This window comes from Rhizobium mayense, assembly GCF_030272705.1.
GTDB lineage: Bacteria > Pseudomonadota > Alphaproteobacteria > Rhizobiales > Rhizobiaceae > Rhizobium > Rhizobium mayense.
Map to the genome: position 1 here is coordinate 14,796 of NZ_JARFYM010000019.1, position 23,245 is coordinate 38,040.

General features: G+C 60.6%; 22 protein-coding genes. 14 read left to right on the top strand and 8 right to left on the bottom strand.

Going from position 1 to position 23,245, the window contains the following annotated elements; all coding sequences use genetic code 11:
• Positions 1-53: 53 nt before the first annotated feature.
• The 3 genes from secD to PY649_RS21120 all read right to left on the bottom strand — a co-directional run bounded on the left by secD (position 54) and on the right by PY649_RS21120 (position 4,990).
• Complete coding sequence (gene secD, locus PY649_RS21110; protein WP_285870619.1) at positions 54-2,609, bottom strand: protein translocase subunit SecD; 2,556 nt, start codon at positions 2,607-2,609, stop codon at positions 54-56.
• A 95-nt stretch (positions 2,610-2,704) separates the two neighbouring features.
• Positions 2,705-3,127, bottom strand: coding sequence for a hypothetical protein (locus PY649_RS21115; protein WP_285870620.1), 423 nt, complete (start codon positions 3,125-3,127; stop codon positions 2,705-2,707).
• Positions 3,128-3,142: 15 nt separating this feature from the next.
• Entirely contained in the window at positions 3,143-4,990 is a 1,848-nt protein-coding gene (locus tag PY649_RS21120) for a cation:proton antiporter domain-containing protein (RefSeq protein WP_285870621.1), read from the bottom strand.
• Positions 4,991-5,026: 36 nt separating this feature from the next.
• Between PY649_RS21120 and PY649_RS21125 the strand changes: the two genes are divergently transcribed.
• Positions 5,027-5,338: a helix-turn-helix domain-containing protein gene (locus tag PY649_RS21125; protein ID WP_285870622.1), complete on the top strand. Its 312-nt coding sequence runs from the start codon at positions 5,027-5,029 to the stop codon at positions 5,336-5,338.
• Here PY649_RS21125 and PY649_RS21130 read toward each other — a convergent pair.
• The gene (locus tag PY649_RS21130; protein ID WP_285870623.1) at positions 5,329-6,831 is read right to left on the bottom strand and encodes an ArnT family glycosyltransferase; all 1,503 of its coding nucleotides are present in this window, start codon (positions 6,829-6,831) and stop codon (positions 5,329-5,331) included. The genes PY649_RS21125 and PY649_RS21130 overlap by 10 nt on opposite strands.
• Before the next feature lie 727 nt (positions 6,832-7,558).
• Between PY649_RS21130 and PY649_RS21135 the strand changes: the two genes are divergently transcribed.
• From PY649_RS21135 to visR, 13 genes are all read left to right on the top strand, one after another.
• Entirely contained in the window at positions 7,559-9,205 is a 1,647-nt protein-coding gene (locus tag PY649_RS21135; RefSeq protein ID WP_285870721.1) for a methyl-accepting chemotaxis protein, read from the top strand.
• A 62-nt stretch (positions 9,206-9,267) separates the two neighbouring features.
• Positions 9,268-9,564 carry an STAS domain-containing protein gene (locus PY649_RS21140; RefSeq protein WP_285870624.1) on the top strand — a complete coding sequence of 99 codons (297 nt, stop codon included), beginning with the start codon at positions 9,268-9,270 and terminating at the stop codon, positions 9,562-9,564.
• Positions 9,561-9,926: a chemotaxis response regulator CheY1 gene (gene cheY1, locus PY649_RS21145; protein WP_028751177.1), complete on the top strand. Its 366-nt coding sequence runs from the start codon at positions 9,561-9,563 to the stop codon at positions 9,924-9,926. The genes PY649_RS21140 and cheY1 overlap by 4 nt, the downstream gene beginning before the upstream one ends.
• Positions 9,927-9,941: 15 nt before the next feature.
• Positions 9,942-12,254, top strand: coding sequence for a chemotaxis protein CheA (locus PY649_RS21150; protein ID WP_285870625.1), 2,313 nt, complete (start codon positions 9,942-9,944; stop codon positions 12,252-12,254).
• Between the two features lie 4 nt (positions 12,255-12,258).
• Positions 12,259-12,726, top strand: a complete 468-nt coding sequence (locus PY649_RS21155; protein ID WP_283057086.1) for a chemotaxis protein CheW — start codon at positions 12,259-12,261, stop codon at positions 12,724-12,726.
• The gene (gene cheR, locus PY649_RS21160) at positions 12,723-13,631 is read left to right on the top strand and encodes a protein-glutamate O-methyltransferase CheR (protein ID WP_285870626.1); all 909 of its coding nucleotides are present in this window, start codon (positions 12,723-12,725) and stop codon (positions 13,629-13,631) included. The genes PY649_RS21155 and cheR overlap by 4 nt, the downstream gene beginning before the upstream one ends.
• Positions 13,628-14,671 carry a protein-glutamate O-methylesterase CheB gene (gene cheB / locus PY649_RS21165; RefSeq protein ID WP_120703160.1) on the top strand — a complete coding sequence of 348 codons (1,044 nt, stop codon included), beginning with the start codon at positions 13,628-13,630 and terminating at the stop codon, positions 14,669-14,671. The genes cheR and cheB overlap by 4 nt, the downstream gene beginning before the upstream one ends.
• Positions 14,671-15,060 carry a response regulator gene (locus PY649_RS21170; protein ID WP_285870627.1) on the top strand — a complete coding sequence of 130 codons (390 nt, stop codon included), beginning with the start codon at positions 14,671-14,673 and terminating at the stop codon, positions 15,058-15,060. Before cheB ends, PY649_RS21170 begins: the two co-directional genes overlap by 1 nt.
• A complete protein-coding gene (cheD, locus tag PY649_RS21175) occupies positions 15,057-15,611 on the top strand; it encodes a chemoreceptor glutamine deamidase CheD (protein WP_285870628.1) in 555 nt (184 codons plus the stop codon). The genes PY649_RS21170 and cheD overlap by 4 nt, the downstream gene beginning before the upstream one ends.
• Positions 15,612-15,628: 17 nt before the next feature.
• Positions 15,629-16,018, top strand: coding sequence for a chemotaxis protein CheT (cheT, locus tag PY649_RS21180; protein WP_285870629.1), 390 nt, complete (start codon positions 15,629-15,631; stop codon positions 16,016-16,018).
• A gap of 164 nt (positions 16,019-16,182) precedes the next feature.
• A complete protein-coding gene (gene fliF / locus PY649_RS21185) occupies positions 16,183-17,862 on the top strand; it encodes a flagellar basal-body MS-ring/collar protein FliF (RefSeq protein WP_285870630.1) in 1,680 nt (559 codons plus the stop codon).
• A gap of 531 nt (positions 17,863-18,393) precedes the next feature.
• Positions 18,394-19,131 carry a transcriptional regulator VisN gene (visN, locus tag PY649_RS21190; RefSeq protein WP_285870631.1) on the top strand — a complete coding sequence of 246 codons (738 nt, stop codon included), beginning with the start codon at positions 18,394-18,396 and terminating at the stop codon, positions 19,129-19,131.
• An 11-nt stretch (positions 19,132-19,142) separates the two neighbouring features.
• A complete protein-coding gene (visR, locus tag PY649_RS21195; protein ID WP_285870632.1) occupies positions 19,143-19,889 on the top strand; it encodes a transcriptional regulator VisR in 747 nt (248 codons plus the stop codon).
• Positions 19,890-20,012: 123 nt separating this feature from the next.
• Here the strand turns inward: visR and PY649_RS21200 are convergent, their stop codons facing one another.
• From PY649_RS21200 to fliN, 4 genes are all read right to left on the bottom strand, one after another.
• Positions 20,013-20,450: a BspJ family T4SS effector nucleomodulin gene (locus tag PY649_RS21200; RefSeq protein ID WP_285870633.1), complete on the bottom strand. Its 438-nt coding sequence runs from the start codon at positions 20,448-20,450 to the stop codon at positions 20,013-20,015.
• A 5-nt stretch (positions 20,451-20,455) separates the two neighbouring features.
• On the bottom strand, positions 20,456-21,535 hold the full coding sequence (flhB, locus tag PY649_RS21205; RefSeq protein WP_285870634.1) for a flagellar biosynthesis protein FlhB: 1,080 nt from the start codon (positions 21,533-21,535) through the stop codon (positions 20,456-20,458).
• A gap of 93 nt (positions 21,536-21,628) precedes the next feature.
• The gene (fliG, locus tag PY649_RS21210) at positions 21,629-22,672 is read right to left on the bottom strand and encodes a flagellar motor switch protein FliG (protein ID WP_285870635.1); all 1,044 of its coding nucleotides are present in this window, start codon (positions 22,670-22,672) and stop codon (positions 21,629-21,631) included.
• Between the two features lie 49 nt (positions 22,673-22,721).
• The gene (gene fliN / locus PY649_RS21215) at positions 22,722-23,243 is read right to left on the bottom strand and encodes a flagellar motor switch protein FliN (protein ID WP_285870636.1); all 522 of its coding nucleotides are present in this window, start codon (positions 23,241-23,243) and stop codon (positions 22,722-22,724) included.
• Between the last annotated feature and the right edge of the window lie 2 nt (positions 23,244-23,245).

Here is a 23,245-nt window from a genome sequence, read left to right on the forward strand (position 1 = left end):
GCGGTGGACATGCCCGGAAGCCGGGCAAGTCCATATTCATGACCATCCGCTGCTTATTCGGCGGCGGGGATCTGCTTGTTGTCCCTGCCGGACTTGTCGTCCGGCTTGGCATCATCGACGGCGGCCTTGGCATGGCGGCGCCGCCAATCACCGAGGAACAGCAAGATTGGAGCGGCGATGAAGACCGACGAGGCGCCAGCGACGAGTATGCCGAACACCATCGGGATCGCGAAGCTGGAGACGGCACTGCCGCCCCAGATCGCCATCGGCACCAGCGCCAGGAAGGCGGTGGCGTTGGTGTAGAGGCTTCGCGCCAGGGTCTCGTTGATCGACTTGTCGATGATCTCGCGCAGCGGCATCGACTTGTAGAGCCGCATGTTTTCACGCATGCGGTCATAGACCACGACCTTGTCGTTCACCGAGTAACCGACCAGCGTCAGGATCGCGGCGATGGCCGTCAGGTTGAAGTCGAGGCCGGTGATCGCGAAGAAGCCGATCGCCTTGGTGACGTCGAGTACCAGCGTGACGATGGCGCCGACCGCGAACGGCCATTCGAAACGAAACCAGATGTAGAACAGCATAGCCAGGCTGGCGATCAGGACCGACAGGATGCCCGCCCAGGCAAGCTCGCCCGAAACCTTCGGACCGATGACATCCGTGCCTTCGATGGTCGCGGATGGGTCGATCTTCATGATTTCTGCCTTGAGCTTGGTGACCGCGGCTGTCTGCGCCTCTTCGCCGCCGTCCTGGCGCTGGGCGCGGACAAGGAGGCTGTTGTTGTCACCGAAAGACTGCAGTGCGATTTCGCCGAGGCCGAGCGTGTTCAGGCCCGCGCGGAACGTCGACAAATCGGCCGCGTCCTTGGTCTTGACCGACATCTGGATGCCGCCACGGAAATCGACGCCGTAGTTGAGGCCCGGATGGACGAACAGGACCACCGAGGCGATCGACAGGATCGCCGAGACGGTGACGCCAAAGAAGCGGGCCTTCATGAACTGGATGTGCTTGTCATAGGGGCTGAAGGGGATCAGCGGCCTGATGTTGATCACCTTCAGCTTGCGGCGACGGGTGATGGCAATCATCACGACGCGCACGAAGGCGACGGAGGTGAACATCGAGATAATGAGGCCGAGACCCATAGTCACGGCAAAGCCGCGAACCGGGCCGGACCCGAAGTAGAACAGGATGGCGGCGGCAATCAGGGCCGTCATGTTGCCATCGATAATTGTCGAATAAGCCTTCTTGAAGCCGTTATCGATAGCAGCGAAGGCGCCGCGGCCCTTGCGGGTTTCTTCGCGGATGCGCTCGTTGATGAGAACGTTGGCATCAACCGCCAGGCCGATACCGAGGACGACACCGGCGATGCCGGGCAGCGTCAGCGTGGCGCCGACAAGCGTCAGCGCCGAGAACGTCAGGATCGTGTGGATGAGCAGTGCAACATTCGCGAGAATCCCCCAGGCGCCGTAGAGCACGAAGATGAAGGCGGCAACCAAGGCGAAGCCGACCAGGCCGCTATAGATACCCTTCTGGATCGCGTCGCTGCCGAGGTCGGCGCCGACGGTGCGTTCTTCGATGACCGTCAGCTTGGCCGGCAGGGCACCGGCGCGCAGGAGCGCTGCGAGGGTCGTTGCGCTGTCAGCTGTGAAGTTGCCCGAGATCTGGCCCGAACCGCCGGTGATCGGCTCACGAATGTTCGGCGCGCTCAGCACCTTGTTGTCGAGAACGATGGCAAAGGGCTTGCCGACATTTTCACGGGTGATTTCAGCGAAGCGGTTGGCACCGGCGCTGTCGAAGCGGAAGGTGACGAGCGGCTCGTGCGTGTTCGGGTCGAAGCTGACGCGAGCGTCGGTGAGACGGTCGCCGGCGAGCTCGATGCGATCGAGAACCGGATAGCTGCGGCCTTCGTCATCCTTCAGGATGGTGACGCCCGGGCCGGGATTGTTCGGATCGACATTGTCGGCGAGCAGATGGAAGGACATCTTCGCGGTGGAACCGAGCAATTCGCGCAGGCGAGACGGGTCCTGTGCGCCCGGAAGCTGCACGAGGACACGGTTGGGGCCGACACGCTGAATGGTCGGTTCGGCGACGCCCACCTGGTCGACGCGCTTGCGAATGACTTCCAAGCTCTGCTGGACGGCGGAATCGACGTTGCTGGCAATGCCGGCCGGCGAGAAGGACATGGCAATCGTGCCGCCATTCGGCGTGATCGTCAGATCAGACTGGCCCGCGGAGAGGCCGGACGAGATCGTGTTGGTGAGGGTTCTGAGCTGGGTCACCGCATCATTGCTCTGCGACGGATCGGTCAGCGTGACGATGATCTGGTCGCCATTGCGGACGATCGAACGGGTCAGGATGTTCTTGTCGCGCAGAACACGGCGCGAGTCTTGCATCAGCGATTGCAGCCGGCCGTTGGTCAAGTCCTTCTCGTCGACTTCGAGGACGAGATAAGAGCCGCCGCGAAGGTCGAGGCCGAGGGAAACCTGGCTATGCGGCAGCCAGGACGGGACCTTGCTGAGAACCGACGGCGGCAGCGCGTTCGGCAGGGCAATGAAAAGGCCAAGCACGATGATCACTGTATAGAGGACCACCAGCCATGGTGAGGTGCGCATGGGTATTATCCTTGGAAATACGCTAATGCCAGCGGAGCCTACCGCTGGCGGACGTGGAGTCATGTCGGAGATGCGCCGTTAAGCGCGCGAACCGGTCAGGCGAAAGCAGCCGGCGGCGCGCGAGCGAGATAGGCGCCAAAAGCGAAGGATTCGTGCCGCGTGATGACGCCACGGTCGCTCGGCCGCCACGGATTGCTCAGAAATCCGAGCGACGGAAGAGCGGCGAGCGTCGCCGGCCCAATATCATGCCAGGTGGCCTTCGGTGTAACCGTGCGGTCGGCGACGACCGTGCCGCGCACCGGATCGCGCAAGGCGAGATAGAGCGGTTGGCTGTCCTTGCCGGAGGAAAAGGCCTCGGCGTCCGCCCGCGCAGCGAGATTGATGCCGCCGCCGAGCGCCAGTCCGACATAGGCGAAGAAAGCGACGAAAAGCGAGGCGATGACACGCGCTCCGGCGCGGCGCGTCATCCTGCTATCGTTCTCTTCGCTGTCGGCGGCGCCGAATTCGAACGGGTCCAACGGTATAAAAGGCCTTCATTCCTTTGCCGGAGCGGATTCCGACGGTTCAATCATGATATCAGCACGCTTCGCGTCTTCATAGTGCGGCTTGTCATGATGCACTTGAGCCAGCCGGTCAACCATGCCCAGTGCAATTTCTCGCTCTCCCATGATGACCGTATCGGCACCATATTGCTTGAGCACGTCGATTTCGGCTTCGGAATGGGCGCGGGCGACGATCAGGATCGGTGGATTGACGGCACGCGCCTGTTCGGCCGCACTGCACGCCTCGAAGGTGTTCGGAATGGCGATGACCAGGCTGCGCGCCCCGGCGATATTGGCATATGCCAGAACCGCCGCGGAGGCCGCATTGCCGTAGATCGCCTCGACTCCCTGCTGTTTGAGTTCGCCGATGCGGTTCTCGGAATCCTCGATGACCACGAAAGGCGTAGCGGAGGATTTGAGGTTTTCGCCGACAATGCTGCCGACGCGGCCGTAGCCGATCAGCACGACATGGCCGGCAAGTGTGGTCGCCCGCAGTCCCTCATCGCCAACGGTCTTGGCCAGTGGATCGACAAGGGCAGGCGAGGCTTTGCCCGTCGCCGACTGTTCCGCTTGCGCAGTAGGTTCTTTACTTTCCGGTGCCTCGCTCTGCCGCTTGGTTTCCAACATCTTTTGCAGCCAGTCACAAGCAATGAAGACAACCGGGTTGAAAATGATCGATATGATCGCGCCGCCGAGGATCAGGTCGCGGCCTTCGGCCGGCAGCAGTCCGAGATCTGCGCCGAGTGCGGCGAGGATGAAGGAGAATTCGCCGATCTGTGCTAGGCTGGCGGAAATGGTCAGTGCCGTGCTCATCGGCTTGCCGAAGGCGAGCACGATGAAGAACGCGGCGACCGACTTGCCGATGATGATGATGAACACGGTCGCCAGCAACGGCAACGGATTGTCGATCAGGATATTCGGATCGAACAGCATACCGACCGAGACGAAGAACAGCACGGCGAAGGCATCGCGCAGCGGCAAGCTTTCCTGCGCGGCCCGGTGGCTGAGCTCGCTTTCCGACAGGATCATGCCGGCGAAAAACGCGCCGAGCGCCAACGATACGCCGAAGAGTTTTGCAGCCCCGAAAGCGACGCCGAGCGCAATGGCGAGGACACCGAGGCGGAAAAGTTCACGCGAGCCGGTATGGGCGATGAGGTGCAGGATCCAGGGAATGATCCGCCGGCCGAAGACCAGCATCAGCCCGACGAAGGCCGCGACCTTGAGCAGCGTCATGGCGATGATGCCGGTGATCCCGAGATCGAGTCCCAACATCCGGTTCAGGCCGGCCGACAATGGCTCGGGCGTGCCATGACCGGAAATGCTGGCGGCGGCCGGAATGAGGACGAGAACCAGCACCATGGCCAAGTCTTCGACGATGAGCCAGCCGACCGCGATCTTGCCGCGGTCGCTCTCGATGAGCCGACGCTCCTGCAAGGCTTTCAGGAGGACGACCGTCGAGGCGACGGAGAGCGCGAGGCCAAAGACCAGGTTGCCGCCGAGCGGCCAGCCCATCAGGGCGCCGAGCCCCCAGCCGAGCAGGGTTGCGAAGCCGATCTGAACGATCGCACCGGGAACCGCTACGCCGCGTACCGACAGGAGATCCTTGAGTGAGAAATGCAGGCCAACGCCGAACATCAACAGGATGACGCCGATTTCGGCGAGTTCCGGCGCCAGGCTCTGGTCGGCGACGAAGCCGGGTGTGTGCGGGCCCGCGAGCACACCTGCAAGAAGATAGCCGACGAGCGGCGGCATCTTGAACCGATTGGCGATGGCGCCGAAGATGAATGCCAGTACGAGGCCCATGACGATCGTCGAAATCAAAGGCGTGTCGTGTGGCATTGCAGTCTCCTCGATACTGGAAATCCCGTGCAGTTTATGACATATTTGGCGTATGTTGACCAATATGGGTGGTTTTTAATCGTGAATCAAGGCGCCAACCCAATGATTCTCACGCCTGCGCTCTGCCGGGCGGCGCGTGGGCTGCTCGATTGGACGCAGTCGGACATAGCCGGAAAAGCCGGCGTGTCACGAAGCACGATCCGCGACTATGAGGGCGGGCACCATGATATTCACCGGGCGACCGAGGCGCAATTGCGCCTGGCTTTCGAAGAGGGTGGCGTCGTCTTCGCGGAAATGCAGGAGCTTGGTTGGGGCGTCTACCTGCGCCGGGCTTCACATCACGATTGAGGTTTGGGGGCCAGGCAGCTTGGCGAAAGACGGTAGGCGTAGAGCGTCCTGCCTTTCATGTTGCCGAAATCCGGCGACCAGCGTTTGACGAGCTCCGACCGGCCTGCGGCGCAATCGAAGGGTTCGTCATCGATGTAAAGCACGTCGCCGGTTACACTGGAAGGCAGCGAAAATTTCTGCTCGTAGTAGCTCTTCGGAAAGCCGCCGTAGTTGCGAGCGTAGATATGAAAAGGCTTGCCCTTTAGCGTGTAGAACAGATCGGCGAGAATATCTCGGTTATCGGCGACGATATCCGGCGTGTTCGCCTGGGCGGCGATATCGGCGATTTCCAGGCTGATGGCGCTGCGGCCGACATAGCGCTGCATGATCAGATTGCCATTCGGCAGCTTGATGTCATAGGCGAACACGGTCAGGACCGGCAAAAGGAAGGCAACGACCGAGCCAATGATCAAAGAGATGACCAGACCCTTTTTCGTCAGGCGGTAAAGCAGCCAGACGGCAAGGATAGTGCCGGCGGCATAGGCCGTGACCGCCCAGTTGGCATAGGCCTTGGCAAACAGCGCCTGCAGCGTGATCAACGCCACGACCGGGATCGACAGCCAGACGAGCAGCTTTTCCCTGTCGTCGCTTTTGCCGCGGATCATCCGCCATGTCGCCCAGAGCATGGCATAGAAAATGATGGGCCCGACGACGCCGAATTGCGCCCCGACGAATCCGAGAGCGCCAAGCAAATGCTTCACCAGCCCGCCGCCGTTTCCGTCGCCATTCCAGTGGGCAATGCTTTCGGTATGGCGCACCGTTGCCGCATCATGGGCGAAATTCCACCAGAGATTCGGGGCGACCACTATGGCGCCGGCTATGGCGGCGATGATCACGTCACGCCAGGCAATGCGCGCCGAACGCAACGTCAGCATGGCAACGCCGACACCCGGCAGCAGGAACAGCACGGAATATTTCGTCAGGAAGGCGACGCCGAGGCTGACACCGAGGATCAGCGCTTCAACGACGGACGAACGCTTGGTCAGGCCGAGAAAGGCCCAGATCGCAATCGTAACGAACAGGATCTGGATCGTGTCCGTCGATACCAGTACGGCCGAAAGTGAGGCGGCCGGCAGGGTGATGAAGATGACGCCGACCCAGGGCGCGATCTCGCGCCCGACGTCCCCCGCAATCAGTCGCCGCGTCGTCCGCATCAGCGTCAGCGCGGTGGCGAGATGGAAGAGCGGCGCGGAAACGCGGATCCAGAAGGTCGAATCCGAACCGGAAATCGCGTTGAAGAAGCGGACGACCCAGGCGATCATTGGCGGCTTGGAATAATAGCCGAAGTCGAGGTTCTGGCCCCAGAACCAATATTGCGCCTCATCGACAAACAGGTCCGTCGTGTTGAAGATCAACATCACCACGCGCCAAAGCGTGATGCCGAAGATGATTGCAAGGGCAAGCCGCAAGGAAAGTGCATGCTGACTTGTTTCAAAATGGGTCGTATCGGACATCAATAGGGTCGATCTCGGTGCCGGGTCGTCCGGCTTCATACGGATTTATCGAGCCCGACGCTAGCTCTGGCGGAGCGAGAAAGACGGTAAGCACGGCCCGATGCCGCGCGCATAAGCTAAGTTGATGTGGGATTTGCGCGCCTATGGGCGTCTGAGGAAATACTCAGAGCACGCGCGGGGCGGCCTTGCCGCGGGTCTCTTCGATGAGGCTCAAAAACACGAAGGCAGCGAGCGTCATGCCGGCCATCAGCGAAGCAGTCAAACCAAGAACAATCATTGCTCTCTCCGTGTCGACATCGAAGGTGTCTCTACTTGCCGGATTAGAATATGAAGCTTGCCTGTGACTTGCGGCTACTTGAGCCTTTACTCAAAATCGCCGTCGGCAAAAATCGAACCCAGGATAGATTAAATCAAAACAGAATAGCTGCCTGGACTTATTAACCTTCAAGCAAGGAATTAACCATAAACATTGAAGCTGCACGTCGGAATGGGAAAACTGTCACTCGTTCTCACCAGGCATGAAGCCGCCCCGTCGTACCGGGTCAGATCCGGTATCCATGTCATCAAACGGTCCGAAAACAGACTTTGATGAACGAGCGAGCTTCAGCGTCCCGGTCAATGGACCGGCGGCGACGTGCGCGTTTCCTCGTCTCTTCGTTGGGTCTGAGCCGGATCATCAATGGTTTTGCCGGCGTCGCTTGCGCCCGGCAGTTCGATGGGGACGATTTTGGCGCAGGATTCGCCGTCAGATCAGGCAGGACGGGCGCAGGCGGGCAGCCTTCGCGACCGCTTGCGTTTTGCTGGTCTCGATGCCGAGCAATGCCAAATCGTGCGCCGCAACCGGCCGATGCTTGAACCGCATCTGAAAGCCGGCCTGCGCGATCTCTTTCACCGTCTCCAGACCTTTCCCGACGCCGCCCGCAATTTTACCAGCGAAAGCCAGCTTGAACGCCTGCAGGACTTGCAATCCTCGCATTGGGACGTGCTGACGGACGCTCGATTCGACAGTCTGTACGCCGAGCGCGTCAAGGTTCTCTCCGATACCGAAAGCAAGATGGGGCTCGACCCGCGCTGGCACGTCGCCGGCCACGGCGTGGTTCTGGAACATGTTCTCTCCGGTATCGTCGAGGAAATGGGTGGCCGTACCATCCTGCCTGGTGCCAAACGTCGTGCCCGTGAACTGAGCGAATTGATCGCCGCCGCCGTTCGCCTCGTCATGGTTGACGTCGAGATCGCCGTGTCGCTGCGCTTCAACGAGCTGCGCCTCAACCACCAGCGGGCACTTGCCGAACAACGCAGTGCGGATCACGCCGAAGCCGCCGGTCTCTTTGCCGATGTCATTCGCAGCCTCGCAGAACGCGATCTGACCGTCCGCCTGCCGGCCGATGGCCCGGAGGCCTATGCCGAACTGGCGCAGACGCTGAATGCCGCCCTGGACGACATCCAGCATCAATTTGCAGCGCTGTCCGCCAGCGTGCAGGCGGCCGAAGCGACAACGGACGCCATCGCCCGCGATTCCCGATTCCTCGCCCAGAATTCTACTGAGCAAGCTCAGGGGCTTGCGATGTCGGCAAAGCAGCTCACCGAACTTGCCGATCAGGTTCGCAACAATGCCGCGAGCACCCGGTCGGCCGAGCGTGCCACCGCCTCCACACGCGTTGCGGCCGAAGACAGCCGCCGCGTCGTCGGCCAGGCCATTTCCGCGATGGCCGATATCGAAAACTCGGCGGAAAAGATCGGCCAGATCATCGGCGTCATCGACGAGATCGCTTTCCAGACCAATCTGCTCGCGCTCAACGCCGGTATCGAGGCCGCTCGCGCCGGTGACAGCGGTCGTGGCTTTGCCGTCGTCGCCCAGGAAGTTCGCGCGCTGGCCCAGCGCTCCGCCGATGCCGCCCGCGAGATCAAGGCGCTGGTGACGGGCACCAAGGCGCAGGTCGATGCCGGCGTGCAGATGGTCGGCCGTACGCAGGAAGCGATCGGCAGCATCGTCCGCCAGGTGACCGATATCAACGATGCCATTTCCGGCATTGCCGCCGCCACCGACGAACAGGCGGCCGGTCTGCGCACGGTAACGACGGACATCGGCAACTTCGGTGAACGCGCCGCCGCCACCGAAAACCTCGCCCGTCGCTCGGACGAAGGCGCCGATCATCTTCACACCGTCATCCTCGAACTTGGCCAGACGATCCGCGAATTCCGCCTTGAGCGCGAGCGTCGCCATGCGGCTGTGTCGCGTCCGCTGGCTGCGGTGCCACGCTCGCCAATCGCTCGGCGCGACGAAGGCGTCGTCCGGCCTGACGAGGGCAATGTAGCCGAATTCGATTTTCCGCTTCGCAGGGCCGGGCTTGGAGGCGAGCGGAATGCTTACTGACATCTCTGTTTTATGCGCATGCGGGCCGTGGGGCCCGATTTCAGTCAACAAGGAATAAAGCGATGGCGAGCAGGAAAGGCGAAAAGACAATCAGTCTGGCCGCGGTGCTGGACCTTAACGAGGCCTCGACGCTTCGCGGCAAGTTAGTGGGGCTGCGCGGCAGCCATATCGTGATCGATGCATCAGGCGTCGAGAGGATCGGGGCCTTGTGCGTTCAGGTCATCATGGCCGCCGCCAAGACTTGGAATGAAGACAAGCTGTCCTTCACCTTTTCCAAGGTGTCGGACGCATTTCAAAAAACGATGCAGTTGATTGGAGTCGACATCGATCATCTGCTTGCCAAGGAGATCCGGCAATGAAGAAAAAAGTGCTGACCGTGGATGATTCACGGACCATCCGAAACATGCTTCTCGTCACCCTCAACAATGCCGGCTTCGAGACCATTCAGGCCGAAGACGGCGTCGAGGGCCTCGAGGTTTTGGAAGAAGCAAACCCCGACGTCATCGTCACGGACATCAACATGCCGCGCCTTGACGGCTTCGGCTTCATCGAGGGCGTGCGCCGCAACGACAAGTATCGCGCCATCCCGATCCTGGTGCTGACGACCGAAAGCGACGCCGAAAAGAAGAACCGTGCCCGCCAGGCCGGTGCGACGGGCTGGATCGTCAAGCCCTTCGATCCCGCCAAGCTGATCGATGCCATCGAGCGTGTAACCGCTTAAACAGGATCTGTTCCTATGGATATGAACGAAATCAAAGAGATTTTCTTCCAGGAGTGCGAGGAGCAGCTCGCCGAACTGGAATCCGGTCTCCTGAAAATGAATGATGGCGACCGCGATCCGGAAACCGTCAATGCCGTCTTCCGTGCCGTTCATTCCATCAAGGGCGGGGCAGGGGCCTTCGGTCTGGACGACCTTGTCTCCTTTGCCCATGTTTTCGAAACCACGCTCGATTGTGTTCGATCCAACAAGCTGGAGCCGACCCAGGATGTCCTGAAGGTCATGCTCAAGGCTGCCGACGTTCTGGCGGACTTGACCAACGCCGCCCGCGACGGCGGCAGCGTCGATCAGGCCCGCAGCAGGGGCCTGGTCAAGGAACTGGAAGCGCTGGCTCACGGCGAATTGCCGTCGGCATCCGCAGCCAGCGAAGTCGCACCGAAGCCTACAAAGGCCACAGCACCCGCGCCGGCCCCTGTCAAAGCCGCGCCCGCCCCAGCTCCCACGGATGATAGCGGCTTTCAGCCGATCCCCTTCAGCTTCGACGATGATTTCGGTAGTGACGAGGCCCTCGTGGCCATGCCGGAATATGAAGTCAGCTTCAAGCCGCGCTCCGATCTCTATGCCAAGGGCAATGATGCGACGCTGCTGCTGCGCGACCTCTCGCGTGTCGGCGAAATGAGCATTCACTGCAATATGGACGCTCTCCCGGGCCTCGATCAGCTCGACCCCGAAGGCGCTTATTTGAAGTGGACGATCTCGATCAAGACGGACAAGGGCGAAGACGCCATTCGCACCGTCTTCGAATTCGCCGAATGGGATTGCGAGCTCGATGTCCGGCTGGTCGAGGATTCGACCTCAGCTGCCGGCGATGATGAGTTGCCGATGGTCCCAGTGCCCTTCGATCTCTCCGTTCTCGACGGAGAGGGTATCGAGCCGGCTGTGGAGGCCGCCGAGGAAGCGCCGAAGCCGAAGAACGACGCGGCCGCCGCCGTTGCCGCTGCTGAAACCGCAAGCAATGTCACGCAGCTTGCCGCCGCTGCCGCCCGCGTCGAAAAGAAGAACGATGCGGCTGCCGCCGCCGCTGCCGCCAGTGCCGCCGCGCAGAACAATGCCGCCGCCGGTGCCGGCCAGACCATCCGTGTCGATCTCGACCGTGTCGACCGACTGATCAACCTCGTCGGCGAGCTTGTCATCAACCAGGCCATGCTCTCGCAGAGCGTCATCGAAAATGACAATAACGGCGCATCCTCGATCAACATGGGCCTCGAGGAGCTGCAGCAGCTCACCCGCGAGATCCAGGACAGCGTCATGGCGATCCGCGCGCAGCCGGTGAAGCCGGTCTTCCAGCGCATGTCGCGCATCGTCCGTGAAATCGCCGATATGACCGGCAAGTCGATCCGTCTGGTCACAGAGGGCGAAAATACCGAAGTCGACAAGACGGTCATCGACAAGCTGGCCGAACCGCTGACCCACATGATCCGCAACGCCGTCGACCACGGCGTCGAAACACCGGAAAAGCGCACGGCGCTCGGCAAGAACCCCGAAGGCACGGTTCGCCTGACGGCAAAGCACCGGTCCGGCCGCATCCTGATCGAACTTGCCGACGACGGCGCCGGCATCAACCGCGAGAAGGTGCGCCAGAAGGCGATCGACAACGACCTGATCCCTGCCGACGCCAATCTCTCGGACGAGGAAATCGACAACCTGATCTTCCTGCCGGGCTTCTCGACCGCCGACAAGATTTCCGACATTTCCGGCCGCGGCGTCGGCATGGACGTGGTCAAGCGTTCGATCCAGGCACTGGGCGGCCGCATCAACATCAGCTCCAAGCCGGGACAGGGCTCGGTCTTCACTATGAGCCTGCCGCTGACGCTCGCCGTCCTCGACGGCATGGTGGTGACGGTTGCCGGTCAGACGCTGGTAGTGCCGTTGACCGCGATCGTCGAGACCCTGCAGCCGGAAGCCGCCGCGATCCATTCCTTCGGCGCCAACCATCGCCTGATCTCGATCCGCAACAGCTTCTGCCCGCTGGTCGATGTCGGTCGCATCCTGAACTTCCGCGCCACGCAGGCCAATCCGGTCGAAGGTGTCGCGTTGCTGGTGGAATCGGAAGGCGGCGGACAGCGCGCTCTGATGGTTGATGCCATCCAGGGTCAGCGCCAGGTCGTGATCAAGAGCCTCGAAGCGAACTACACGCATGTCCCCGGCATTGCCGCCGCGACCATCCTTGGTGACGGGCGCGTCGCTCTCATCCTCGACGTCGATGCCGTGGTCGGCGCCTCGCGCGGCCAGTCGCTGAAGGCTGAAATGTCCTACGCAGCAGCAGGTTGAACCTATGTCCTACGCCGTCAAGAATCTGACCCAGGGTGCCCGTGAGCTGATTGCATTCCGCATCGGCGATCAGGAGTTCTGCGTCGACATCATGTCGGTCCGCGAAATCCGCGGTTGGACGCCGGCGACCGCCATGCCGCATGCGCCGGCCCATGTCCTTGGCATCATCAACCTGCGCGGCGCCGTCTTGCCGATCGTCGATCTCTCGGCCCGCCTCGGCATGAAGCGCGCCGAGCCGACCGCGCGCCATGTGATCATCGTGGCGCAGGTCAAGCGCAAGGTCGTCGGCCTGCTGGTCGACGCCGTGTCCGATATCCTGACGGTGACTGACGACAACATCCAGCCGACGCCGGAAGTCTCTTCCGACTACGAACGGCAGTTTGCGCGCGGCATCCTGGCGATCGACCGCCGTATGATCTGCCTTATCGAACTCGAAACTCTGTTCCCGGACAGCGAAAGCGAAGCTGCATGAGTACGATGGGAGCGACAGATATCAAGGCATCACCGGACGAGGTGCTGGCCAACGGCGAATATCCGCTGACGCGGCGCGATCTCTCCGAAATTGCCGCGATGATCTATTCGGACGCCGGAATTTCCCTCAACGAGACCAAGGCCTCGTTGGTTTATTCGCGGCTTTCGAAGCATATCCGCGCGCTGGGCTTGCCTGGCTTTCGCGACTACTGCGCGCTGGTCTCCTCGCCGGCGGGAGCGGCGGCGCGGCGCGAGATGCTGTCGCATCTGACGACGAATTTCACCCGCTTCTTCCGCGAGAATCACCATTTCGATCACCTGCGCGATGAGGTTCTGCCGGGCCTTCTGGCGCGTGCCAAGAGCGGTGGCCGTGTCCGTATCTGGTCGGCAGCCTGTTCCGACGGGCAGGAGCCCTATTCCATCGCGCTCACGGTTCTGTCGCTGCTGCCAAATGCCGCGGATTTCGATTTCAAGATCCTGGCGACCGATATCGATCCGAAGATCCTGGGTCTTGCCCGTACGGGCGCCTATGACGAGACTTCGCTCGAAACCGTTTCGCCGGCCATGCGTAAGCAATGGTTCCAGGAGGTCGAAATCCAGGGGCGCCGCAAATTCCAGATCGATGACCGCGTCAAGCGACTGATCACCTTCAACGAGCTTAACCTAATGGCGCAATGGCCGTTCAAGGGCACATTCGACGTCATCTTCTGCCGCAATGTCGTCATCTATTTCGACGAACCGACGCAGACGAAGATCTGGTCGCGTTTTGCCGGTCTGCTGCCGGAAAACGGCCATCTCTATATCGGCCATTCCGAGCGCGTCTCCGGTGAGGCCAAGCACCTCTTCGACAATATCGGCATCACCACCTATCGCCGCATTGCGAATTCAATCGGGAGGAAAGCATGACAGCCCCCGCTCGCGTTCTTGTTGTCGACGACTCCGCGACTATGCGCGGCCTGATCACCGCCGTCCTGCGCTCCGATCCGGAGGTGGACGTCATCGGCCAGGCCGGCGATGCTATGGAAGCGCGCGCGGCGATCAAGGCGCTCAATCCCGATGTCGTGACGCTCGATATCGAAATGCCGAACATGAACGGCCTCGATTTTCTCGAGAAGATCATGACGCTCAGGCCCATGCCGGTCATCATGGTCTCGACCATGACGCATCGCGGCGCCGAGGCGACACTAGCCGCCCTTGAAATCGGGGCGTTCGATTGCGTCGGCAAACCGGCTCCCGGCGAGCCGCGCCCCTTCGGGGATCTCGCGGAAAAGGTAAAGGCGGCGGCTCGTTCGCAGCGGCAATATATCAAGCCGGCCGCCAATCATGCTCCGCCGCCTGCGGTCGCGGATTTCCGTGTCGGCCGCAAGATCGTCGCGATCGGCTCGTCCACCGGCGGCGTCGAGGCATTGATCGCGGTCCTGCAGAAGTTCCCGGCCAACTGCCCGCCGACGGTCATCACCCAGCACATGCCGCCGAGCTTCACCCGCAGTTTTGCCGAGCGGCTCAACCGGCTCTGCGCGCCGGTCGTGCAGGAAGCGACGGATGGCGCGCGGCTGGAGATCGGCAAGATCTATCTGGCACCCGGCGGCGAGCGGCATTTGCAGATCGCCAACGTGTCGGCGCCGCATTGCCGTCTGATCGAGCGTGGGCCGGTCAACGGCCATCGCCCCTCCGTCGATGTGCTCTTCGATTCGGTCGCCGAGCTCGCTGGTCGCAACGCCGTTGGCGTCATCCTGACCGGCATGGGGCGTGACGGCGCTGCCGGCCTTCTAAAGATGCGCCATGCTGGCGCGCGGACCATCGGCCAGAACGAAAAGACCTGCGTGGTCTACGGAATGCCGAGGGTCGCATTCGAACTCGGTGCAGTCGAACAGCAGTTTCCGCTGAACGCCATTGGCGAGGAAATATTGAAAGTAACAGCCGCCCGTAAGGAAGGAAGCGAATAATGTCCCTAGCGGAGAAAATCAAAGTTCTGATCGTCGACGACCAGGTCACCAGCCGTCTCTTGTTGAGCGACGCGCTGACGCAATTGGGCTTCAAGCAGATTACCGCTGCCGGTGATGGCGAGCAGGGCATGAAGATCATGGAGCAGCAGCCGCATCATCTGGTGATCTCCGACTTCAACATGCCGAAGATGGATGGCCTCGGCCTGCTTCAGGCCGTCCGCACCAATCCGACGACGAAGAAAGCGGCCTTTATCATTCTGACGGCGCAGGGCGACCGTGCGCTGGTCACGAAGGCTGCGCAGCTCGGCGCCAACAACGTTCTCGCGAAGCCCTTCACCATTGAAAAGATGAAAGCGGCGATCGAGGCCGTGTTCGGAGCGTTGAAATGATCGTCGAGGGTGCTGCCCGTCGCGTGCACATCATTCAGGGTGAGTACAAAGTCATCAGCGACCCGGACGTGGTGCTGTCGACTATTCTCGGCTCGTGCGTGGCAGCATGCCTGCGCGATCCGATCGCTGGCGTCGGCGGCATGAACCACTTTCTCCTGCCGGGAACGGCTGCTTCGCCGATGAGCGGCGGTGACGCAACGCGCTATGGCGTGCATCTGATGGAGCTGCTCATCAACGGTCTCTTGAAGCAGGGCGCGCGTCGTGATCGGCTGGAGGCGAAGGTTTTTGGTGGTGCTAAGACGATTGCCACCTTCTCCAATGTCGGCGAGCAGAATGCTGCCTTCGCCATGCAATTCCTGAGGGATGAAGGTATTCCGGTCGTCGGCTCCAGCACGGGCGGCGAGCATGGACGCAAGATCGAATATTGGCCGATCTCCGGCCGTGCCCGGCAATATCCGCTCACCGGCGCCGAAACGCAGAAGACCGTGGCTCTGGAACAGCGCCCCGTTGCCGCCCCGAAGCCGGTCGACAATACGATCGAATTTTTCTGATCAACGAGGACTACCCGATGACCACCGTCCCGAGCACCGAAGCATCCGCCATGCAGGAGGCGCTCCCCGCCATTCTCATGCGTATCGTCTCGGAATTGCACGATGTCGCTTACCTGATCGAACGCATCGAGCCGCAACTGCTCGATCTCGGCGGCGTCAACGTGCTGGAATCGCCTGACTCGATGAAGGTCATGCAGGGCATCGATCTGGCCGTGCAGAAGACGCGCGGCATCGCCGAGTTCATCGATACCATCACCGGCGATATCCCGGATGGCTGGATGGTCGATGTTGCAACGGCGTTGAGCCTGGTCAAGCTGTCGGAAATGCAGAAGGCGCTTAGCGGCAGCGGTCGCCACGGACACGCTCAGCCCTTGGCGAAGGCCGCCGGCGATTTCGATTTCTTCTGATAGGAAGCGCCGGCGCTTAATATTGTTTTTCCTATATTATCTCGCATAAATTCTTCGACTTTTTGATTTTCCTGCCCAGACGAAACGCTCGCACAAGTTTCGATTTCTATCTTCGCTGCAGGGCACAAAGCCATTAGGTCTTTGACGAATCGTGCGAGAACAGAATGAATCTGTTAAATCAATTAGTTCCCTTGTTCAGGAATCTGCAGAACCTGGGGAGGACGCGCCTGCTGATCATGGCCGGCGTCGGCGTCGTCTCCATGGCGCTCATCCTGTTTGCAGCCCTTTACGTGAACAAGCCTGCCCAGGAGACTCTTTATGTCGGCCTGGATGCAACAGATCTGAACCAGATCAGCATTGCGCTTGCCGAAGCCAACATCAATTTCCAGGTAGGCTCTGATGGCACCAGCCTGACCGTGCCGGCCGGCATGACCGGCAAGGCGCGCCTGCTTCTTGCCGAGCGCGGCCTGCCGAACAGCACCAACGCTGGCTATGAGCTCTTCGACAATGTCGGCTCGCTCGGCCTGACCTCCTTCATGCAGGAAGTGACGCGCGTCCGCGCGCTTGAAGGCGAAATCTCCCGGACGATCACTTCCATCTCGGGTATCAGCGCGGCGCGCGTCCACATCGTCATGCAGGATGTCGGTAACTTCCGAAAAGCGGATCAAAAGCCGACAGCCTCGGTCATGATCCGAGCGAACGCGGAGGCGGCGCGCAAGTCAGCCCAGGCCATCCGCCATCTCGTCGCCTCCGCCGTTCCCGGCCTGGAGGTCGAAGACGTTACGATTCTCGATTCCACCGGACAGTTGCTGGCCTCGGGTGACGATCCGAGCAATGGCGCGCTGAACCGTAATCTCGGTATCGTGCAGAATGTCCAGGATACGGTCGAATCGAACATCGACAAGGCGCTTGCGCCGTTCCTTGGCATGGACAATTTCCGCTCCAGCGTGACGGCACAGCTCAACACCGACAGCCAGCAGGTGCAGGAAACCACCTACGACCCGGATTCGAAGGTCGAACGTTCGGTGCGCACCACCAAGGAAGCGCAGAAATCGCAGCAGCGCCAGTCAGATACGGCGGCGACCGTCGAGCAGAACATTCCGCAGGCCGCCCCGCAGGCCGGTGGCAACGGGCCGACATCGAACGACCAGTCCGACAAGCGCGAAGAGCAGACCAACTACGAAATCAACAGCAAGACGACGGCCACGACCCGCAACAGCTACAGGGTCGAGAAGCTTTCGGTGGCCGTGGTGGTCAACAAGGGCCGCATTGCCCAGATGGTCGGTCAGCCGGCCGATCAGGCCAAGATCGACGCCTATATTGCCGAGATGCAGAAGATCGTCTCGACCGCTGCCGGCCTCGACTCCGGCCGTGGCGATGTCGTGACTGTCACTGCGATGGATTTCCTTGACAACCAACTGCTCGACGACAGCTCTTCGGGCTTCAGCATCATGGACATGCTGAGCCGCAATATGGCCGGCATCATCAATTCGGCTGCTTTCGTCGCGGTTGCCTTCCTCATCGTCTGGATGGGCTTCCGTCCGCTGATCCGCTCGCTCGGTGGCGATGCAGCCGGTGCCGCGGCGCTGCCTGAGGCGGCTGGCCTGGAATTGCCGGATTTCGCGCCGGCCGTCGGCGGGCCGGGGGCTGCGCTAATGGACGGCTTCGGCTCGGACTTCGGCTTCGACAGCACCGACGACCTGCTGACGATGGGCGAAGACGGCGGCACCTTCAATCGCCGCGTCAAGGAAGGGCCGGAACGTCGCCTCTCGCGCATGGTGGAAATCAGCGAAGAACGGGCCGCAAAGATCCTCAGAAAATGGGCCGTCGACAACGCTGCCTGATAATGAGACCGGGAGCTTCTCCCGGTCTTTTCATGTCATCGGAAAGTAGACGGCCGAACTGCGTCAATCTTGGGTTTCAGAAAAATATTCTCTGCAAGCCAACGTAACGAAATGAAGCCGTCAGAGGTGTTTGCGATATCTCGTCCGATCGGAAATTTCGTTGCTGGGTAGAAAGAATCGACTTACAATCATCCTACCTATTCGGAGTAGCGTCGAGGCGCCGCGAATCAGATCATGAAATCCGTGTTTGGTAAATTCAAAGAATTTGGAGATGCCGGTACACTGAAATATCAGTCTATGGTTAGTTGATTGCAGTTTCGGTGATTCGCGCCAATGCGATTGCCGAAACGGAACTAATATTAGAACCGCGCCTGCATCCGCCCGGATGCACATAAGGCGTAGTAACAAGTTGAGTTGGCGCAGACACCCATCTGAAGACCGATGTCGGTTTTCGGGCCTATGCGCTGGGTCCAGACCGAGCAATGCTCTCGTTGGCGTATGATCGCCTAACAGCGGCGGGAAATGCAAAAAATGGACATGCAGATATTGCAGGGTAGCAAGGGCGACAAGGATGTGCGATTGGCCGCGTTCGTCACCGCCATGTCGCGCGATCAGCTCATTCAGCAGCTAAGCGCCATTGCCGGCCCGGCCTATCTTCAGTCCGGTCTGCGCGCGTTGACGGGCTATGTCGGCGCTTCCCATTATCTTCTCGCCCGCTGCGACCTGATCCAGGAAAGCGGGCTCGATTTCGTCGTGTCCTCCGACTGGCCTTTCGATCTCGTTCGGCGCCTTGCTTCAGAGCTCACGAGCGGTTACGGCCGCACCGGCGAGCTGGAAAAATGCATGTCGCTGTTTCAGCCGAATTTTGCGCTCCTGCCCGAAGATGTCGAGCTGCCGGAAGGTGTCGGTCGCCAATATTGCTCGTTGACCTTCAATGTCGGACGCACGCGGTTTTCGCTGATGCTGCTGGCCCCTGATGGTCTGTCGTTGTCGCCGGAGCGCTTGCGCGACGTGGGACTGCTGTCGGGTTACTTCGCCAGCTTCACGCGCTGCGTGGAGGGCAAGTCCGAGCGTGATTTCGATCTCACCGAGCGCGAACTGGAATGCCTGTTCTGGATCGCAGAAGGCAAGACGAGCGATGAAATCGCCATGATCCTCGGCATCTCGCGCAACACCATCAACAACTATATCACCAGCGTCATGCGGAAGACCGCGACGAAGACGCGATCGGAAGCGATCGCCTTTGCTGTCAGAAACAATCTCGTTTGAAGGCCCAATGAATGCGATATCAGCCGGTTAGGACGACGGACGCGCCGAGTGAAACAAGGCTCGGCCGTTCGCATCGGGTGTCCAGTCGCTCCGATCTCTTCCCGAAGCTGGTGTCGATGCAAAAGCTGATCGACGCACAGAATTTCGCGGTTTATCGCGTCAGCGGCTCCGGTTTGCCGAGCAAGCAGCGCCTGGTCTGCGAGCTGGACAACTGGGGTTCGACCAATCCCGGCCTCAACAAGGCCTTCGTCGAAGCCTATGGCGAGGCGATGATCGAGCATATCGACAAGTCGCTGCTGCCGTTGATGTGGAATGGCCGCGACAGCGACAGCACGGCCGAGACGCCGGATTTTGCCTCTTTTACCCAGCGCCTGAAACCGCATCTCTTGCCGTTTGCCGGTGTCGCCTTTCCGGTGCGCCTTGGATCGGTCGGCAACGGCTATGTTGTGTTTGCCGCGAAATTCATGGATCTCACGAGCGACTTGATCGTCGAATTGCATGGCCGCAGCTGCCAGATCATGATGGACCTCCTGTCGCTCGACGAGCGCCGATCGCCGGCAGCCGAGGCTCTGAGCGAACGCGAGATTGCCTGCTTGCAGCTCGCCGGCGATGGCCGGATCAGTGAGGAAATCGCCGAAAAGCTCGGGCTGTCGGTGCATACCGTCAACGCCTATCTCGGCTCGGCCACGATCAAGCTCGATAGCGTCAATCGAATCCAGGCGATCGCAAAAGCGATCCGCTTCGGCTACATCAGCTAAAGCGCATCGCGATCTCTGAGATGCGCTCCCTGCGCTTTAGCCGGGCAGTTTGCGCGACATTTTCTAACGCCGAGACTCCTCAACGGACTTTCATCATGAAATGTGGGATGGATTGAGCCTTCTTCAGGCTGCTTGCGTCGTTCCGCTGACGGCATAGCGCGCATCGCACAGGCTGCGGGCGAGAAGCGCGGTGTTTTCGTCCGGATCGGCCGAGGCCTTCTCGAAGGCGATATGGTTGATCTCGATGCCGGCATGATGTTCGGCAAGCGCAAGCTTGGCGTAGACGGTGACGCCGCGCGGCTTGATTTCGAGGTCGATGGTGACTTCAGCCGGTCCGCCCCATTCGAGCTTGTAGTCGCCACCGAGCCCGAAATTGACGGTACCGGGGTGGAAATAAAGCTCGGCTGCCGAAGCCACCAGGTCGGCTAGATTGCCGTAACGTTCGAAGCGCAGCAGCGAAATCAGATCGGCCGCATCGAGGAGCCGCAGTTCGCTGGCGACCGGGCTGATGGCTTCGGCAAGAATTTGTTCACGTTGGGCAGAGTAGGGGCATTTTTTCATTCGATTTATCGTACCCGTTTTCTATTCGACTGCGCGGCATAGATCCGATGAATCAGTTCTGCGACGGCTTTGTAAAATACTGACGGGATGACACTATCTACCGAGACTTGCGCAAACATGGAGCGCGCGAGCGGCGGGTCTTCGAAGACGGGGATGCCGTTTGCCTCGGCGATCTCCCTGATTTTAAGCGCGATAAGGTCTTGCCCCTTGGCAACGACGATGGGCGCGTCGTTTTCCTCCCTGACATAACGCAACGCCACGGCGAAATGGGTCGGGTTGGCGATGACCAGCGTGGCGCGCGGCACCTGCTTCATCATGCGCCGGCGCGCGCGGTCGCGGGCGATCGAACGCTGGCGCGATTTAACGATTGGGTCGCCCTGCGCCTGCTTGAACTCGTCCTTGACCTCCTGCTTCGTCATTTTCAATTGGTCGACCCAATGATACCGGGTCCACAAGACGTCGGCGATGCCGACGACGGCGGTTGCCAGCAGCACGATGGTCAGAATTCTCTGAACGATGGTCGACAGCCGCACGAAAATCGTCTGCGGATCGGAAACCAGCGAATCGATCGCATGGAAGAACTGGCTGCGCAGTACAAAGAAGATGATGATGCCGACCACCACGATCTTGGCCATCGACTTGCTGAATTCGACAAGCCCTGACGTACTGAAGATGCGTTTCCAACCTGACACCGGCGATATGCGGGAAAACTGCGGTTGGATGCGGTCGAGAACGGGTGTCGGCAGGTTCTGGAACAGCGAGGATCCAATGCCGAAGACGAAGAACAGTGTAACGGCGGGCAAAAGCAAGTTGCCGACTTCCCAGCCGAGGCGGACGAACAAGGAAAGGACGTCCGATCCCGTTTCAAGTTGCCACTGATCGGGCTTTTCGAAAAGGTCGCGCAGCACCTCGCCCATGCGCCCTACGCGCGCTGGCAGGAAGAACGTGACGTAGATGACGGTCGCGAGCATCGACGCGAAGATCGTTGCTTCTCTGGAGTGGGGCACATTGCCCTTCTCCATCGTGTCGCGGAGTTTTTTCTCCGTCGGTTTTTCTGTTTTACTGTCCTTGTCTTCGTCAGCCAAAGCAGCCGTCCTTCATGAAACGGAAAGAGGCCGCGCATCATGCACGGCCTTGTTTGGAGCAGTCTAAGACGATTTAGGTGAGTCGCGCCGAGGTCACGCGGCTTCCTCCACAGGTGTCTTGTCTTTTGCCTTGAGTTCGATCTGGCCGGAGTTGGAAAGCCGGATGGCTTCCTGGGCGATGGCGCGTCGCGCGATGGCGATTTCGCGCGGGTTGATGCCGGTGTTGCCCATCTGCAGGTCGGATTCGATCATGCGGCGCTGGCGCGGGCTGATCGAGCTGAGCACGATCTCGCGGATCTCGGAGGTCGAGCCGCGCAACGCCATGGTGAGGATATCGGCGGCGATGTCGTTGAGCAGCAGGACACGGCTCGGCTGCGGCATGAGCGTGAGGTCGTCGAAGAGGAAGATCTTCGGGCGCACCTTGTCGACCGATTCCTTGTTGAGCGTTTCCAGCGATGTGAGCAGAGTGTCGACCTGCGGCTTGTCCAGCTCGTTCATCAGCTCCGCCACCTTGGTCGAGCCGGAAGCGTTGCGTTCCGCTTCGATTTCCGCCATCAGCGCCAATACGCGGTTTTCGATGATTTGTGCCGCTTTCGGGCTGACGTCCTTGAGATTGACCGTGCGGTTCATGATGTCAGCCCGCTGTTCTTCGGGCAATTGCAGCAGAACCTTGGCGCCGAAGGAGGACGGCATCATGGACAGCACATAGGCGATGGTTTGCGGATGTTCGCGCAGGAAGAACTTGGCCACGAAAGCAGGATCCGCCTCGCCGAGGCGATCCCAGATCGAGGTTTCGTAAGCCTGGAAGGCCGTGCGACGGCCGAGAAGGCTGTCGACCTCGTCAGGCGTCAGGCCTTCTTCGAGGATGCTCTCGATTGCCTTGGCGTTGTCCATCAGACCGGCGCCTTCGGTAAAGAGATCCTCGAATTCCGCCACGAGCTGAGCCAGTTCGTCCGGCGGAATGAGTCTCAGCGATTGCGCAGACGCGATGATGAGCTGCAATTCATGCTGCGTGAAATACTTCAGCAGCCGTCCCGCCACCTGTTTGCCCATGGCAAGAAGAACGGCTGCGGCCTTTTCAGCCTGAGTTAACGGTTTCTCGGTGAGCGCACCGCTGAAATCGTCAAAGTCCATCATGGTCTTCGTCTCCGTCCCAAACAGGGAGTGGGCTTATTCTGAACAGGGTTCAGGCTTTTTTCGCACTCGATACTTCGATGAGCTTGATTCCGAACCGGGTGTCGTCATGTTCCAGCACGGTAATTTCGCCCCGGCCGATCCTGCGGCCGTTGACGGTGATTTCGACAGGCTCGCCGATCTTCTTGTCGAGGGCGATGATCGCACCTTCGGTTAGGTTCATCAGGCCTGAGACCTGCATGCGGCTGCTGCCAAGCACGATCTGAACATCGATCGGGATGTCCATGATCAGGTCGAGATTGGCGGTCAATGCGCTGCCCGGAGCGGCCGGTTCGGCAAAGGAGGAGCCGCCGAAGTCGCCGCCGCCAAAAGCGGAGCCTGCGTTGTCGTCGCCGAAGTCACCGCCAAAGGCCGAAAGATCCGTGCCTGGCTCGCCACCGAAATCCGGTACGCCGCCGTCGCTGTCCTTCTTCAGCACGCCGCGCAGGCCGTCGATGGCCTCGTCCAATGCGGCGTCGCTGCTTTCAACTTCCAGCGAATCCTCGCTGCTTTTCTGTGTCGTCTTCCTAGCCATGA

Coding starts and splice junctions, on each gene's coding strand:
- secD (WP_285870619.1), bottom strand. CDS start 2,609: ATGCGCACCTCACCATGGCTGGTGGTCCTCTATACAGTGATCATCGTG.
- PY649_RS21120 (WP_285870621.1), bottom strand. CDS start 4,990: ATGCCACACGACACGCCTTTGATTTCGACGATCGTCATGGGCCTCGTA.
- PY649_RS21125 (WP_285870622.1), top strand. CDS start 5,027: ATGACATATTTGGCGTATGTTGACCAATATGGGTGGTTTTTAATCGTG.
- PY649_RS21130 (WP_285870623.1), bottom strand. CDS start 6,831: ATGTCCGATACGACCCATTTTGAAACAAGTCAGCATGCACTTTCCTTG.
- PY649_RS21140 (WP_285870624.1), top strand. CDS start 9,268: ATGGCGAGCAGGAAAGGCGAAAAGACAATCAGTCTGGCCGCGGTGCTG.
- cheY1 (WP_028751177.1), top strand. CDS start 9,561: ATGAAGAAAAAAGTGCTGACCGTGGATGATTCACGGACCATCCGAAAC.
- PY649_RS21150 (WP_285870625.1), top strand. CDS start 9,942: ATGGATATGAACGAAATCAAAGAGATTTTCTTCCAGGAGTGCGAGGAG.
- PY649_RS21155 (WP_283057086.1), top strand. CDS start 12,259: ATGTCCTACGCCGTCAAGAATCTGACCCAGGGTGCCCGTGAGCTGATT.
- cheR (WP_285870626.1), top strand. CDS start 12,723: ATGAGTACGATGGGAGCGACAGATATCAAGGCATCACCGGACGAGGTG.
- cheB (WP_120703160.1), top strand. CDS start 13,628: ATGACAGCCCCCGCTCGCGTTCTTGTTGTCGACGACTCCGCGACTATG.
- PY649_RS21170 (WP_285870627.1), top strand. CDS start 14,671: ATGTCCCTAGCGGAGAAAATCAAAGTTCTGATCGTCGACGACCAGGTC.
- cheD (WP_285870628.1), top strand. CDS start 15,057: ATGATCGTCGAGGGTGCTGCCCGTCGCGTGCACATCATTCAGGGTGAG.
- cheT (WP_285870629.1), top strand. CDS start 15,629: ATGACCACCGTCCCGAGCACCGAAGCATCCGCCATGCAGGAGGCGCTC.
- fliF (WP_285870630.1), top strand. CDS start 16,183: ATGAATCTGTTAAATCAATTAGTTCCCTTGTTCAGGAATCTGCAGAAC.
- visN (WP_285870631.1), top strand. CDS start 18,394: ATGGACATGCAGATATTGCAGGGTAGCAAGGGCGACAAGGATGTGCGA.
- visR (WP_285870632.1), top strand. CDS start 19,143: ATGCGATATCAGCCGGTTAGGACGACGGACGCGCCGAGTGAAACAAGG.
- PY649_RS21200 (WP_285870633.1), bottom strand. CDS start 20,450: ATGAAAAAATGCCCCTACTCTGCCCAACGTGAACAAATTCTTGCCGAA.
- fliG (WP_285870635.1), bottom strand. CDS start 22,672: ATGATGGACTTTGACGATTTCAGCGGTGCGCTCACCGAGAAACCGTTA.
- fliN (WP_285870636.1), bottom strand. CDS start 23,243: ATGGCTAGGAAGACGACACAGAAAAGCAGCGAGGATTCGCTGGAAGTT.